General features: G+C 74.9%; 15 protein-coding genes. 7 read left to right on the plus strand and 8 right to left on the minus strand.

The annotated features are described in order from the left end of the window. Positions 1-50: 50 nt before the first annotated feature. Positions 51-1268, minus strand: coding sequence for a glycosyltransferase family 87 protein (locus I4I81_RS16600; RefSeq protein WP_218601683.1), 1218 nt, complete (start codon positions 1266-1268; stop codon positions 51-53). A 68-nt stretch (positions 1269-1336) separates the two neighbouring features. Here I4I81_RS16600 and I4I81_RS16605 point away from each other — a divergent pair, with 68 nt between their 5' ends. Beyond that, positions 1337-2662, plus strand: a complete 1326-nt coding sequence (locus tag I4I81_RS16605) for a neutral zinc metallopeptidase (RefSeq protein WP_218601682.1) — start codon at positions 1337-1339, stop codon at positions 2660-2662. Between the two features lie 132 nt (positions 2663-2794). On the opposite strand, the gene I4I81_RS16610 is transcribed toward I4I81_RS16605, so the two are convergent. Continuing rightward, positions 2795-3748: a tetratricopeptide repeat protein gene (locus tag I4I81_RS16610; protein WP_218601701.1), complete on the minus strand. Its 954-nt coding sequence runs from the start codon at positions 3746-3748 to the stop codon at positions 2795-2797. 111 nt (positions 3749-3859) lie between these two features. Continuing rightward, positions 3860-4741, minus strand: coding sequence for an SCO6745 family protein (locus I4I81_RS16615; RefSeq protein ID WP_218601681.1), 882 nt, complete (start codon positions 4739-4741; stop codon positions 3860-3862). A gap of 233 nt (positions 4742-4974) precedes the next feature. On the opposite strand from I4I81_RS16615, the gene I4I81_RS16620 reads away from it, so the two are divergent. Then, on the plus strand, positions 4975-5268 hold the full coding sequence (locus I4I81_RS16620; RefSeq protein ID WP_218601680.1) for a hypothetical protein: 294 nt from the start codon (positions 4975-4977) through the stop codon (positions 5266-5268). Positions 5269-5338: 70 nt separating this feature from the next. On the opposite strand, the gene I4I81_RS16625 is transcribed toward I4I81_RS16620, so the two are convergent. Next, on the minus strand, positions 5339-6061 hold the full coding sequence (locus I4I81_RS16625; protein WP_218616158.1) for an alpha/beta fold hydrolase: 723 nt from the start codon (positions 6059-6061) through the stop codon (positions 5339-5341). Next, positions 6058-6420, minus strand: a complete 363-nt coding sequence (locus I4I81_RS16630; RefSeq protein WP_218606445.1) for a thiamine-binding protein — start codon at positions 6418-6420, stop codon at positions 6058-6060. The genes I4I81_RS16625 and I4I81_RS16630 overlap by 4 nt, the downstream gene beginning before the upstream one ends. A gap of 72 nt (positions 6421-6492) precedes the next feature. Here I4I81_RS16630 and I4I81_RS16635 point away from each other — a divergent pair, with 72 nt between their 5' ends. Then, positions 6493-6996 (plus strand): MarR family winged helix-turn-helix transcriptional regulator, encoded by a 504-nt coding sequence (locus I4I81_RS16635; RefSeq protein WP_218606446.1) that lies wholly within the window; start codon positions 6493-6495, stop codon positions 6994-6996. Between the two features lie 276 nt (positions 6997-7272). Then, entirely contained in the window at positions 7273-8463 is a 1191-nt protein-coding gene (locus I4I81_RS16640; protein ID WP_218605242.1) for a helix-turn-helix domain-containing protein, read from the plus strand. A gap of 16 nt (positions 8464-8479) precedes the next feature. Here the strand turns inward: I4I81_RS16640 and meaB are convergent, their stop codons facing one another. Both meaB and I4I81_RS16650 read right to left on the minus strand, forming a co-directional pair. Beyond that, the gene (gene meaB / locus I4I81_RS16645; protein WP_218605243.1) at positions 8480-9469 is read right to left on the minus strand and encodes a methylmalonyl Co-A mutase-associated GTPase MeaB; all 990 of its coding nucleotides are present in this window, start codon (positions 9467-9469) and stop codon (positions 8480-8482) included. A 12-nt stretch (positions 9470-9481) separates the two neighbouring features. Then, positions 9482-10675 (minus strand): acetyl-CoA C-acetyltransferase, encoded by a 1194-nt coding sequence (locus I4I81_RS16650; RefSeq protein WP_218605244.1) that lies wholly within the window; start codon positions 10673-10675, stop codon positions 9482-9484. Between the two features lie 150 nt (positions 10676-10825). Between I4I81_RS16650 and mce the strand changes: the two genes are divergently transcribed. From mce to I4I81_RS16665, 3 genes are all read left to right on the plus strand, one after another. Next, on the plus strand, positions 10826-11263 hold the full coding sequence (gene mce, locus I4I81_RS16655; RefSeq protein WP_218605245.1) for a methylmalonyl-CoA epimerase: 438 nt from the start codon (positions 10826-10828) through the stop codon (positions 11261-11263). Between the two features lie 174 nt (positions 11264-11437). Then, a complete protein-coding gene (gene ccrA, locus I4I81_RS16660; RefSeq protein WP_218605246.1) occupies positions 11438-12769 on the plus strand; it encodes a crotonyl-CoA carboxylase/reductase in 1332 nt (443 codons plus the stop codon). Between the two features lie 76 nt (positions 12770-12845). Further along, positions 12846-14321 carry a coiled-coil domain-containing protein gene (locus I4I81_RS16665; RefSeq protein ID WP_218616159.1) on the plus strand — a complete coding sequence of 492 codons (1476 nt, stop codon included), beginning with the start codon at positions 12846-12848 and terminating at the stop codon, positions 14319-14321. Between the two features lie 174 nt (positions 14322-14495). Here the strand turns inward: I4I81_RS16665 and I4I81_RS16670 are convergent, their stop codons facing one another. Beyond that, positions 14496-14774 (minus strand): Rv1322 family protein, encoded by a 279-nt coding sequence (locus I4I81_RS16670; RefSeq protein ID WP_225924614.1) that lies wholly within the window; start codon positions 14772-14774, stop codon positions 14496-14498. Between the last annotated feature and the right edge of the window lie 2 nt (positions 14775-14776).

Here is a 14776-nt window from a genome sequence, read left to right on the forward strand (position 1 = left end):
GGCGGGGCCGCACCGGACGAGGTCGTGCCGACCGGTCGGCACGCGCTTGTTCAGCCGGTGGAGGCGCCCGCGTCCGCCGGTTCGTCGGCACCGCCCGTCGCCGGCGGACCCGACCGCCGCAACGGGCCGGCCGACAACAGCGCCACCCAGTAGGCGACCAGGATCGCCCAGTACAGCGACCGGCCCACGTCCGATCCGAGCTCCTCCAGGGGGCTCGGGTCGGGCGGCCAGATCGCGTTCCACGACACCGGGACCAGCGTGACCGCGAGCAGCGACGTCGCGAGCGCCCCGCGACCCAGCGTGACCAGCACGAGGACGCCGGGAACCAGCAGCAGCAGGTAGTTGTGCCACGCGATCGGGGACAGCAGCAGTCCCGCGGCGACCACCGCCCACGGCGCGGTCCCGGCCGGGTCGATCCGGTCGCGGTGGCGGCCGATCCACCAGAGCGTCCCGACCAGGACCGCCAGCCCGGCGCCGAGGCCGAGCACCGGTGACACCCCGAATCGCATGGCGAGCCCGGGGAACGATGCGTTGTCGACGGTGTCCGGGACGCCCTCGGTGAGCGCGATCGTCAGCCACTCGATCGCGCTGGACGGACCGGCGATCAGCACGCCCACCAGCGTCGCGACGGCGGCGGAGGCGATCCCCGCCCGCATCGGCGCCCAGCGGCGCTGCACCGCGGGAAGGAGCAGGAGCGGGGCGAGCGACGGCTTGAGCGCCACCGCGACGCCGTAGCAGGCCGCGGCGAGCAGCGGCCGCCCGCGGCGCTCGGCGATCCAGCCGGCGACCAGCAGCACCAGCAGCAGCGGGTAGATCTGGCCGAGTACCAGCGTGCCGTGCAACGGTGACGAGGCGAGCACGGCGAGCGCCGCGGCCACCGTGACCCCCGCCCCGAGCCGCAGCTCCCGCGCGACCGCGACGACCGAGGCGACCACCAGCACCGCGGTCAGCGCGGCGAAGATCCGGTACGCGGTGAGCGCGTCGAGGGCGGCGAACGGCACGAGCAGGACCGTCAGCAGGGGCGGGTTGAGGTTCGTCAGTTTCGCGGGGGTCTCGTAGATGTCGACACCCTGGGTGAGCGCGACGGCCGAGTGCCAGAAGGTGTCGAAGTCGACGTGCAGGTCGCGCATGTCGGTGAGCGGGAGGAGTGTCACCAGCGCGTCGGGGTGGCGGACGTGCAGCACGACCGTCGTCACCAGTGACGCGAGCACCACCACCGCCGCGAGCAGGGTCGTCGGCGCGATGCGGGTGGAGCGCGGGTCGGACACGGGGTTCGACGCTATCCGACGGGGTGGAGGCACTCCCGTCGCGGGCCGGTGCGGACGATGATGGGCGGGTGCGTGCCGTCCCCCTCCTGTTGCTGGTCCTGCTGCTCGCCGGGTGCACGCAGGTGGTCACCGGTCGCGGCGTGGCCGCAGACACGACCGCCCGGCCCGCCGCCGTCGCGGAGCCGGTCACCGACGCCGCGGATGCGGCCGACGCGGCGACCACCGCGATCGAGGACTTCTGGCGCGTCGAGCTCCCCGCCGCGTTCGGCCGGGAGTGGACCGACGTCGCCACGCTCCTGCCGGTCTCCCCCGGCGATCCGACCCCGCCCTGCGTCGAGGACGTCACCGAGGTGGCCGACCAGGCCTACTACTGCCCCACCGCCGACGCCGTGGTCTGGGACGCCGCGCAGCTCGTACCGAGCCTGTTCGCCGAGTTCGGTCACGTCGGGGTCGTCGTCGTGCTCGCCCACGAGATCGGCCACGCGGTGCAGACCCGCCTCGGCGTCGACGACGCCGCGGCACGCGACCCCGGGGCCTACCCGACGATCCTGGTGGAGGCGATGGCCGACTGCTACACCGGCGTGGTGCTGCGCCACCTCGCCGACGACCCGGTCCCCGGCCTGCCGGTCGGCACCGCGGAGCGCGACGCGGCGCTGCGCACGCTGGTCGGGTTCCGCGACCCCCTCGGCGTGGCCGCGGGCGACGAGGGTGCGCACGGCAACGCGTTCGACCGGGTCTCCGCCTTCCGCGCGGGCTTCGACGACGGCGCCGAGCGCTGCGCGGAGATGACGGTGCCCGAGCGGGGATTCACCCAGGTGCGCTTCGGCTCGCCCGCCGACCAGGCCCGAGCGGGCGACCTGCCCCTGCCCGACCTGCTCGTCGCCATCGGCCGGGACGCGCGCGACTGGTCCACCGCCCTGTCCGGGGTACCGGGCTGGACGGCCCCGCCGCTGGCCACCGACGCCTGCCCGGAGGCCGCCGCCCAGGGACCGGCCCGGCTGTGCCCGGCCGCCGACCCGACGACCGAGGGCGCGATCGACGTCGACCTCGCCGAGCTCACGCCGCTGCACCGCGAGCTCGGCGACTTCGCGGGTGCCACGCTGGTGAGCGGGCGCTACGGGCTCGCCGCGCTGCGGGCGGGCGGCACGGCGGTGGAGGGTGTCGACGCGGGGCACGCCGCCGTCTGCCTCGCCGGGGCCTATGCCGGGCAGTTGCTCGTGGCACCCGTCGGCTTCCGGCTCTCCCCCGGCGACCTCGACGAGGCCGTGCAGGTGCTCCTCGCCGACGACTGGGCGGCGCGCGACGCGGCGGGGCGCGCCGACCCCGCCGAGCACGGCTACGAGCGGGTGGCGCGCTACGAGGACGGACTGCGCGGTGGGCCCACCGTCTGCTGAGCCGTCCGTCCTGCCCGGACGGGTTCGCACCTGGCGGCCCGCCCGGCCCGGTCTCGCGCAGCTCTCGGCGTCCCGCGCACGTCCGGACGTGCGCGAACGGCGATCAGGTGCGCGAGACCGGTGCGCGTCCGGTCAGAACAGGACCCGCGCCAGCGCCCGCCGCGCCGCGGTGACCCGTGCGTCGTCGGCGGGGAACAGCTCGAACAGCCCGACGAGGTGCTCGCGCACCCGGTCGCGGTCGTCGCCGAACACCCGGCCCGCCGTGGCGACGAGGCGGGCGAAGGCACCCTCGACGTCGTCGGTGGCCACCTGCGCGTCGGCCGCGGCCAGCTGCGCGTCGACATCGTCGGGGGCGGTGTCGGCCCGCGCGACGGCTTCGGGGTCGACCGCCTCGGACCGGGCCAGGAACCGGACCTGCGCGATCGCGGCCGCGGCCTGCTCGTTGGCCGGCTCGACGTTGAGGATGTCCTGGTATGCGGCCTCGGCAGCGGCGTAGTCACCCTGCTCGAGCGCGTCCTCGGCCGCGGTGAAGCGTGGGTCCTCCGGCTCCTCCTCCGGCTCGGGGGCCCCGCCCGCGGCGGCCTCGGCCTCGGCGATCGCGGGCATGCGCTCGCGCAGCGCGTCGAGCAGTGACGAGATCCACTCCCGGACCTGCGCCTCGGGCTGGGCCCCGTTGAAGGCGTCGACCGGCTGGCCGCCGACCACGGCCACGACCATCGGGATCGACTGGGCGCCGAAGGCCTGCGCGATCCGCGGGTTGGCGTCGACGTCGACCTTCGCCAGGATCCACGACCCGTTGCCCGCCGCGGCGAGCCGCTCGAGCACCGGGGAGAGCTGCTTGCACGGACCGCACCACTCGGCCCACAGGTCGACCACGACGGGCACCACCATCGACCGCTCGAGCACCTCGGCCTGGAACCCGGCCTCGGTGACGTCGATGACGAACCCGGCCGGGGCGGGCGGCGGCGGGCCGCCCCGCGGCGCGGGGCCACCGGGTGCGGGGCCCCCGGCCTGCGGGGCCGGAGCGGGACGGTTGGCAGCGTCGGAGCGGGCCTTCAGCGCGGAGAGATCGACCGCACCGGACATCGCGGAGGACAGCGCGGCCGTCTGGGCCGCCCGACGAGGATCAGGTCGTGACACGGGTCCCATCCTGGCACGTGGAGAGCGGTGACGACGCCTGGGTCACACCCCGTCGGCTCACCCCGCCACCGGCAGCAGCCGCAGACCCATCGGGTTCTCCGGCATGAAGCCGTCGCCCGCGGCGAGCGCCGCGACCAGCGGAGCGGCCAGTACGACCAACCGTTCGGCGCGCTCGGCCCCCACCGCCAGCCACGCGACGTCGGCGAGCGCGTCGGTGTGGGCCTCCACCTCGGCCCGCAGCAGACGGCCCTCGTCGGTGAGCGCGCCGGACCGGTCGAGCAGATCGCGATCGGCCAACCGTGCCGCCGCCGCGTCCCACTCCCGCTCCGACCAGCCCCTCCGCAGCCGCAGCGCCGCGGCGTCGAGCCCCTGGTCGGCGGCGAAGACGACGAGTGCCTCCAGCGGATCGAGCCCGGCCGTCAGCAACGCGGCCACGTGACCGTCGCCGCGGTGCTCCCGCAGCACCGTCTGCGCCTGCCACAGCACCAGGTGCGGGGCCTCCGGCCACGGCAGGGCGGCGTTGGCTGCGGCCAGTGCCCGGCCCGCGGTGGGGGCGGCGAGCGCTGCGTCGCGGGCGATCGCGGCCGCCTCCGCGACCTCCGGACCGGCCAGCACCTCCGACCCGACGAGCCGACGCAGCGCCGCGTCGACGGCCTCCAGCCGCGCAGCGAGGTAGCGCTCGGGCGGCGCCACGGCCCAGACGTCGGGCACGGCCCTGGCGACGTGGGCGGGGTGGAAGTTGTAGAACAGCGCCGTCACGAGCTCGGGCGGTGCGGTACCCAGCGGTGCGGCGCGCAGCCCGAAGTAGCTCATCCAGTAGCCCCTCGTGCCCAGCGCGTCGCAGACCGCCTTCGACTCCGGCGCGAAGTAGGTGACGGCGTGGATCGGCTCCACCGCCCGCCACATCCGCCGGGCCCGGTGTTCGTGCTGATCAGCCATGTCGTGCTCCTCCTGTCATGCGTCCCGACACCCGGTCGGCGTCACCTGATCCGGTGCAAGTCGGTGACATTGTGTGACCGAATCGCGCGACGAACCCGCCGTGTCGATCACCGGACCGGCGGAGCACCACGACCTGTGGGCAGTCGTTGATGATGTGTGAGTGACACAAGCGTCGCTCTCCGTAGACACTCGCCGGCCGCCACCGCGCGGCTCCCCCACCCGGAGGACCTGTCATGAGCACGGACAAGACCGTCGCCGACCGCCTGCTCGACGATGCCCGCGCCAAGACCGCGCGCGAGGAGAGCCCGACCCTGGGCAAGATCGCCCTGATCGTGGGCGTCGTGGCCCTGCTCGTCAGCCCGATCTCGATCCTGGGCTGGGTGTTCGGCGCGGCCGCACTCGGCCTCGGCGTGGCCGCCGTGCGTCGCCCGGTGACGGCCAAGCAGGCCAAGATCGCCATGGCGCTCGGCGCGGCCGCGATCCTGATCGGCGTCTTCTTCTTCACCCTCAACGTGGCCCAGGGCTGATCCACGCCCCGACCCGCGTCACCGCCGACCCCCTGCGCGTCCTCGCGCCGGGGGTTCTCGGTGCGCCCGGTCACCCCGCGCTGCGGAGGACGTCGTGGAGCAACCCGGCCAGCTCCACGGGCCGGGTGAGCATCGGGAAGTGCCCGCCTGCCAGCTCGACCACCTCGGCCCCGGCCACGACCCCGCCCGACCTCCCCCATCCCGGATCGACGACCCGGTCGTCGGTACAGACCACCTGCACCGTGCGCACCTCGGGCCACGCGACGAGCGGGGTGACCTCCGTCGTGACGGTCCAGTCCTGGGGGCGCAACCCCGCCACCGCCGCCCGCACCGCCTCGGCCGAGCTCTCCGCGGCCACTCCCGCGTAGAGGTTCTCCGCCGCCGCGTCGGCCGGCCAGTACGTCGTGCCGTCGTCGTTGCGCTGCAGGCCCCCTCCGAATCCCGCCGCCATGATCCCCGGCTCGGCCCGCGTGCGCTCCCGCCAGGACGCCCCCGGGAGCGGCACCAGCGCGGCCACCAGCACGAGAGCGGCCACCCGCTCGGGCCCCAGCCGCTGGGCCGCCACCGGCACCACGAGCCCACCGAGGGAGTGCCCCACGAGCACCACCCGACCGTCGACCCCGGCCGCGTCGAGCACCGCGTCGAGGTGGTCGGCCGTGGTCGCACCCGGCCGGTCGCCCGGCAGATCGACCGCGACGGCGTCGTGCCCCCGCGCGGACAGCTCCGCCACCACCGGCGCCCAGCAGGAGCCGTCGTGCCATGCCCCGTGCACCAGCACGGTGCGCACGCTCACGCCGCGGATCCCGGTCGGTCGTCCGCACCCGGCGCCTGCTCCGCACCCGGCGCCTGCTCCGCACCCAGGGCCTCCTCCACGCGCTCGACCTTGGCCCGGAGCTGCCCGCTGTCGAAGCCGGGCCGGATGTCGGCCTTGAGCACGAGGCTGACGCGCGGCGCCCTGGCCTGCACGGCCTCCACCGCGGCCTTGACCACCGCCATGCCCTCGTCCCAGGTCTCGGACTCGATCGTGGTGAACATGGAAGTGGTCTCGTGGGGCAGCCCGGAGGCGCGGACGACGCGGACGGCCTCGGCGACGACGTCGCCGACACTGTCGGAGCCGCCCCCCGCCGGGGCGATGCTGAAGGCGAAGAGCATGGTCGACAGCGTGCCCCAGCGGCACGGCCGAGCGCGAGGGCCCCGACATCGGCACTGCTAGCGTCGCCCGTCATGGCCCGCCGCGATCCGCTGCCGTTCGACCCGATCATGCGAGCGGCGGACCTGTGGGCCGAGCGGATCGGCCCGTCGCGGGCGATGGCCGCGGTGACCAGCGTGATGCGGGTGCAGCAGATCCTGCTCTCCGCGGTGGACGCGTCACTGCGCCCGCACGGCCTCACCTTCGCCCGGTACGAGGCGCTGGTGCTGCTCACGTTCGCCCGCACCGGGCGCCTCCCGATGCGGGTGATGGGCGACCGGTTGCAGCTGCACCCCACCAGCGTGACGAACATCGTCGACCGGCTGCAGGCCGACGGGCTCGTGCGCCGCATCCCGCACCCCACCGACCGGCGGGCCACCCTCGTGGAGATCACCGAGGACGGCATCGCGCTGCGCGCCCGGGCCACCGAGTCGGTGACGTCGGTCGACTTCGGGCTCGAGGGGCTCAGCGACGAGCAGCAGGCCCAGCTCACCGCTCTCCTCGGCGAGGTCCGCCGCGCCGCGGGCGACTTCACCTGACCCGCCCGGATGCTCACGGCGCTCCACCCCCGCCGTCCGCCTCGGGTCGGCGGCCGGGCCAGACCCGCATCGACCGGCCGGAGCGGGACCGGCGTGCGGCCCTCCTGCCCCGCCTGCGCCGCCCCACGTTGAACCCCAGCACCGCTCCTCCCGCCGATCCCGCCACCACGCACGCCGAGCACGTCGTCAGGTCCATCCCGGTCCACCTCCGCGGTGTTGACGACCCATTGCGTCAACACCGTTGACGGTACGGCCGGGGTCCGACAATCTGGCACCGTGACCGAGCCGCCCTCTCCCGAACCCGCACCCCGGATCCGCAGCGCCCTGCGCGAGGCCCGGGCCGCGCGCGCCTGGTCCCAGTCCGGGGCGGCCGCGGCGCTGCGTGAGCTCGCGGAGCGCCGAGGCGGGCCCGACGCCTCCGCGGCCAGCCTGAAGACGCAGCTCTCCCGCTGGGAGAACGGGCACTCCCGCCCCGAGCCGGAGTACCGGGCCCTGCTCGCGGAGCTCTACGGGTGCACCGCGGCCGAGCTCGGGCTGGCTCCTGCGGCGGCGCCCGCCCGACCGGACGCCCGTGCGGGGCTGCTCGCGGAGCTGGCCGGGGCGGCAGCGGCCGGCGGTGCGGTCCTGGAGCAGTGGGCGGTGCAGCTCGCGGCCGCCCACCGAGTCGACGACGAGCTCGGCGCGGCAGGTGCCGGCGGCATCACGGCCGCACTGACCGAGCAGCTCACCCGTACGCTGCGGCACACGACGGCGTCCCCCCGACGGGCGGCGGTCGCAGCCCTGCTGTCCGACGCGGCGGCACTGGCCGGGCGCCACGCCCTCGACGCCGACGACCCGGACGACGCGTGGCGGCTCCTCGACACCGCCGCCGCGGCCGCGCGCGAGGCCGGCTCACCCGTGCTCGCGCTGGAGGCGGCCATCGGCCGGGCGGAGGTGCTGGGCGAGATCGGCCGCGCCGCGCAGGCGGTCGATCTGCTGGAGGAGCAGGCCTGGGGATCGTCGCCCGCGGCACATCGCCCACGTCTCGCGGCGGCCCGCGCGGTCGCGCACGCCTCCACGGGCGACGTATCGTCGGCCCACAGCGCCCTCGACGAGGCGACCCGCTCGATGCCCGCTATCGACGCGTTCCACCCCGGCGACCCCGTCTTCGAGCTCGCCGATCTCCACCGGTGGCGCGGGCGGGCACTCGTCGAACTGGGCGATGCCGCGGCCGTCGGACCGCTGGGGAGTGCGCTCGCCGCCGGCCCGCGGTCGACCCGGGCGCGGGCCGACCTGCACGCCGACCTCGCCCGCACCCTGCGCACCGACGACGCCGCCGGGGCGGCCGAGCACGCCCGCGAGGCGAGGGCGCTCGCAGAACGCATCGGCTCCCGCCGACTCGCGGCCCGGCTCGACGGGTCCGCGTTCGCCGGCGCTCGCCCCGCCGGGGTGCATCCCGGGACCCCGGCCGCGGGAGACCGCCGGTGACCGGCGGGCGGGGCGGCTACCGGCCCGACACGGTCCCGGCGAGCTCGTCGGCGGCACCGTAGGGGTCGAGTTCCCCGTCCACGACGCGCTCGGCCAGCCCGGGCAGCCCGCTCGCGTCCGACAGGTCACCGATCCGGGCACGCACGCGCTCCAGCGTGATGGCCTGGATCTCCGATCCGGCCCTGGCGATCCGCCGCCGCCGCCGCTCGCCACCCGCGTCCATCCAGTCGCGATGAGCGTCGAGCGCGGCCACGAGGTCGTCCGCGCCCTCGCCGCGGGCGGCCACCGTGGGCACCACCGGCCGCTTCCATCCGCGGCCGCCCTCCCCGCCGTCGAGCGACATCATGTGCCGCAGGTCGCGCACGGTCTGGGCGGCTCCGTCGCGGTCGGCCTTGTTCACCACGAAGACGTCGGCGATCTCCAGGATCCCCGCCTTCGCGGCCTGCACGCCGTCACCCATGCCCGGCGCGAGCAACACCACGGTGGTGTCGGCGAGCGCCACCACCTCCACCTCGCTCTGCCCCACTCCCACCGTCTCCACCAGCACCACATCGCAGCCTGCGGCGTCGAGCACGCGCAGGGCCTGCGGGGTGGCCCAGGCCAGCCCGCCGAGGTGGCCGCGGGTGGCCATCGACCGGATGAACACGCCCTCGTCGGTGGCGTGCTCACCCATCCGCACACGGTCGCCGAGCAGTGCGCCGCCGGAGAACGGCGACGACGGGTCCACCGCGAGCACGCCGACGCGGCGACCCTGCGCGCGCAGGGCGCCCACCAGCACCGAGGTCGACGTCGACTTGCCGACGCCGGGGGGCCCGGTCAGACCGACGACGTGCGCCCGCCCGGTGTGCGGGGCGAGCGCGGCCGCCACGGCCCGCAGGTCGGCGGTACCGGCGTCCCCCGCACCCGCCTCCACGCCGTTCTCCACCAGGGAGATCAGCCGGGCGACCGCGCGGGCCTCACCGCGCCGGGCCCGCTCGACCAGGTCGGGGACGTCGGGCCGGGGCATGCCGGGAGCAGATCAGCTCGTGGCGGGCACGCGCAGGATCAGGGCGTCGCCCTGGCCACCGCCACCGCACAGGGCGGCCGCACCCACGCCGCCGCCGCGGCGCTGGAGCTCCAGGGCCAGGTGCAGTGCGAGCCGGGCCCCGGAGGCCCCGATCGGGTGGCCGAGCGCGATGGCCCCGCCGTTCGGGTTGACCTTCGCCGGGTCCACGCCGAGCTTGCGGGTCGACACGACGCCGACGGCCGCGAAGGCCTCGTTGATCTCGATGACGTCGAGGTCGGCGGGCTCGATGCCCTCCTTGCGGCAGGCCGCGACGATCGCGTTGGCCGGCTGCTCGTGCAGGCTCGAGTCGTCCGGGCCGGCCACCATGCCCTGCGCACCGATCTCGGCGAGCCAGGTCAGACCCAGCTCCTCGGCCTTCGCCTTGCTCATGACCACCACAGCGGTGGCGCCGTCCGAGATCGGCGACGAGGTGCCTGCGGTGATCGTGCCGTCGGCGGAGAACGCCGGGCGCAGCTTGCCCAGGCTCTCGGCGGTGGTCTCCGGCCGGATGCCCTCGTCGGCGTCGACGACGATCGGGTCGCCCTTGCGCTGCGGCACGTGCACCGGGGTGATCTCGTCGGCGAACAGCCCGCTCTCCACGGCCTTCCCGGCCCGCTGGTGCGACTGGGCACCGAACTCGTCCTGGTCGGCGCGGGTGATCTCGTAGCGGGTGTTGTGCTTCTCCGTGGAGGCGCCCATCGAGACCTGGTCGAACGAGTCGTGCAGGCCGTCGAAGGCCATGTGGTCGATCATCGTGACGTCGCCGTACTTGAAACCGGCGCGCGACTTCGAGAGCAGGTGCGGCGCCTGCGTCATCGACTCCTGGCCGCCGGCCACGATGATGTCGTACTCACCGGCGCGGATCAGCTGATCCGCCAGCGCGATGGCGTTGAGGCCCGACAGGCACACCTTGTTCACGGTGAGCGCGGGCACGTCCATGCCGATGCCGCCGGCCACCGCGGCCTGGCGGGCGGGGATCTGGCCGGCACCCGCGGTCAGCACCTGGCCCATGATCACGTACTCGACCTGCTCGGGGCCGACGCCCGCGCGCTCCAGGGCGGCCTTGATCGCGATGCCTCCGAGCTGGGCCCCGGTGAAGTCCTTGAGCTGACCCAGCAACCGTCCCATCGGGGTACGAGCGCCTGCGACGATGACGGAACCTGACACGGGGACCTCCAGCAGCTGCGGTGGTGTGGTCGAGAGTGAGCGTCACGCTACCTGCCCGAGCCCGGGCCCCACCGGCGGTCGTGACGTCTCCGACGCCGTGACGCGGAGCACAGGCGCACGTCAGGGCGCGGATGCGGCTACATTCCGCCCATGGGAGAGCACACGATCATCGGTGTGGACCACGTCGGCATCGCCGTCGCCGACCTGGACGAGGCGATCGCCTGGTACAGCGAGACGCTGGGCCTGGTGGCCACGCACGTGGAGACGAACGAGGAGCAGGGCGTCCAGGAGGCCATGCTGTCGGCCCCCGGCGACGACGGCGGCGCGGCGATCCAGCTCCTGGCGCCTCTGCGCCCCGACTCGCCGATCGGGAAGTTCCTCGACCGCAACGGCCCCGGTATCCAGCAGATGGCCTACCGGGTGGTCGACATCGACGCCACCTGCGCCGCACTGCGGGAGAAGGGCGTCCGGCTGCTCTACGACGAGCCCCGACGCGGCACCGCCGACTCGCGGATCAACTTCCTGCACCCCAAGGACGCGGGCGGGGTGCTCGTCGAGCTGGTGGAGCCCGCGGCCGCCGGCCACTGACCGCCCGTACCTGATCGCCCGGTGAGGCCCCACCCGTCCGGGCCTAGTGGCCCTGACCACCTGGACGGGGCGCTCCACAGCTGCAGCGGGTACCATACCGCGCAGTAACTTTCGGGATGCCAAGCACTGCGGTGCCGCATCCGACCCCACGACTCAGCCATCGGAGGCCCAGCCGTGCTGGAGATTCGCGACGCCGTCCTCGCCGGTCAGTTCGACACCGTCGGGTCCCTCGACGTGCCCGAGCACTACCGGGCGGTCACGGTGCACGCCGACGAGGCGGAGATGTTCGCCGGGGTCGCCTCGAAGGAGAAGGACCCGCGCAAGTCCCTGCACGTCGAGGACGTCGCGACCCCAGAGCTGGGCCCGGGCGAGGCGATCGTCGCGGTCATGGCGAGCGCGATCAACTACAACACCGTGTGGACCTCGATCTTCGAGCCGGTGTCGACGTTCGGGTTCCTCAAGCGCTACGGCCGGATCTCCCCGCTCACCGCGCGGCACGACCTGCCCTACCACGTGGTCGGCTCCGACCTCGCCGGCGTCGTGCTGCGCACCGGGCCCGGGGTCAACGCCTGGAAGCCCGGCGACCAGGTCGTCGCACACTGCCTGTCGGTGGAGATGGAGAGCCCCGACGGCCACGGCGACTCGATGATGGACCCCGAGCAGCGCATCTGGGGCTTCGAGACCAACTTCGGCGGCCTCGCCGAGCTCGCACTGGTCAAGTCCAACCAGCTCATGCCCAAGCCCGCGCACCTCACGTGGGAGGAGGCGGCCGCGCCGGGGCTGGTGAACTCCACGGCCTACCGCCAGCTCGTCTCCCGCAACGGCGCCGGCATGAAGCAGGGCGACAACGTCTTGATCTGGGGCGCCTCCGGCGGCCTCGGTTCCTACGCCACCCAGTTCGCCCTCAACGGCGGCGCCACCCCGATCTGCGTGGTGTCCTCCCCCGCCAAGGCCGAGGTCTGCCGCAAGATGGGCGCCGAGCTGATCATCGACCGCTCCGCGGAGGGCTACAAGTTCTGGAGCGACGAGAACAACCAGGACCCCAAGGAGTGGAAGCGCCTCGGCGCGAAGATCCGCGAGCTCACCGGCGGCGAGGACCCCGACATCGTCTTCGAGCACCCCGGCCGCGAGACCTTCGGCGCGAGCGTCTACGTCGCCCGCAAGGGCGGCACGATCGTCACCTGCGCGTCCACGTCGGGGTACATGCACACCTTCGACAACCGGTACCTGTGGATGAACCTCAAGCGGATCATCGGGTCGCACTTCGCGAACTACCGGGAGTCCTACGAGGCCAACCGGCTCATCGACAAGGGCCTCATCCACCCCACCCTGTCCAAGGTCTACCCACTGGCCGAGACCGGGCAGGCCGCGCTCGACGTCCACACCAACAGCCACCAGGGCAAGGTCGGCGTCCTCGCCCTCGCCCCCGAGGAGGGACTCGGGGTCACCGACCCCGACAAGCGCGCCGTCCACCTCGACGCGATCAACCGGTTCCGGGGGATCTGACCCCGTCCGGGTGACGAACCCCACCACGCGCAGTGTGCGCCCGGGTGCTCAGCGGTGAGCCGGTACGGTGACTTCCATGCCTGTCGACCCCGCTGAGCCCTTGCCCGACGCCGGATTCGACGTCGTACGCAGGGGTTACGACCAGGGCCAGGTCGACACCCATCTCCGCCGGATCGACGCGGAGATCAGCATCCTGGCCGCCGACCGTTCCGCCGCCGTCGACCAGGCGGCCCAGCTCGGACGCGAACTCGACGACGCCCGGGCCCGCGCGGAGAAGCTGCGCGCACAGGTCCGCACGCTCGCCGGTCCGCCGCAGAGCGTGCAGGGGATGAGCGAGCGGATGCGCTCCATGCTGCGGCTGGCCGAGGACGAGGTCTCCGACATGCTCGGCCGGGCCGAGGCCGAGGCCGCGCGGTGTCGGGAGGAGGCCGAGCGGGAGGCGGAGCGGACCCTCGCCGCCGCCCGCGAGGAGGCCGCGTCGTTCCTCGGCCCGGCGCAGGTCGAGGCCACGGAACTGGCCGAGCGCACCGCCCGCGAGCGGGCACTGCTCGTCACCGACCGGGCCGCGATGGAGCGGAAGATCGCCGCCGACCGCGCGACGATGGAGCGGGAGATCGCCGAGCTCCGCGCCACCACGGAGGCCCGGCTGGCCGATCAGCGCAGCAGCGTCGAGCAGGCGCTCAACGCGCAGCGCGCCGGCGTCGAGGGCGAGGTCGGTGAGCTGACCCGCCGCTCCGACGAGGAGCGCAACCGGCTGTGGGCCGAGGCGGAGGCCCGTCGGCAGGAGGTCGAGGACGACTTCACCATCGCGATGGACCAGCGACGCACCGAGGCGCTGGCCGCGCTGCAGGCCGAGCGCGCCGCCACCCGCCGCGAGATCGACGGCATGCAGGAGGCCGCGGCCGAGCGCATGCGCGTCGAGGTGCAGCGGGCCGAGGAGCACGCCCGCCGGATCGTCGCCGACGCCGAGCGCCGGGTCGCCGAACTCACGGGCCTGCGCAGCCGCGTGAGCGAGCAGCTCACCGGTACGCAGGCGGTGCTGGGCCGGGTGCTCGGCTCCCTCGCCCCGCTCGACGGCGAGGCAGGCCCCCGCACCAACGGCCACCCCCAGGCACCGGCCGCTCCGAGTCCCGTCGCACCGACCCAGGCAGCACCGACCCAGGCAGCACCGGCCCCTGCGGCACCGACCCCTGCGGCACCGACCCAGGCCCACCCCGTTCCCGCCGACGGCCCGGCTCCGACATCCCCGCTCCAGGCGCCACCGGCGCAGGTGGCCGCAGTGCCGGCCACCCCCGACCGGACCGCCCCGGTCCGGCGCCCGGCCGTAGCGGCCGGCGCCGCCGACCAACCGACCGTCCAGTTCCACGCCGACACCCTCACCGACCTGGAGCCCACCACCGGCGAGGCACCGGCTGTGGACACCACCGCACCGGAGGCCACGAACGCGCAGGCGCCGAAGCCGGCCGACGGGCCGTCCGGCAACGCCGCTCCCGACCCCACCCCCCACCAGCGCAACCGGCCGCGGCCCCGCGCCACCTCCGGCCGCCGCTGACGCTCGGCCGCCCGCACCCTGCGGGCGGCCGCTGTCACCCTGCGGGCCGCCGGTCGCACGCCCCACCGTTGACGCCGACACCGGCCGTCTCGGCCACCGGCACCCCGATGGACCCGGAGTCCAGCCGGATCGGGTACGAGCACGATCCGGGTCCGGGCAGCCGTCTCGGGGCGGTCAGTAGCGCCGGCGCCCCGGCCCACGCCGCTCGCGGGCAGCCCAGCAGGTGGCGTGCCAGTGCCTGCGGTCGTCGACCGAGCCGTACTCCCCCGCCGGCCACGCGACGACGTGCGGCGCGGTGCCCGGGATCAGCTGGTCGCAGCCCGGGCAGCGGTAGGACCGGTCCGACGCGGTCGACCCGGGGACGCTGCGCACGATCCAGTCGCCCTCGGTCCGGGTGTAGGACGCCGACCGCAGCGGCACATGCTGCTGCCGCGGTCGGCGTGCTCGACCCATCG

Source organism: Pseudonocardia abyssalis, from assembly GCF_019263705.2.
GTDB classification, from domain to species: domain Bacteria; phylum Actinomycetota; class Actinomycetes; order Mycobacteriales; family Pseudonocardiaceae; genus Pseudonocardia; species Pseudonocardia abyssalis.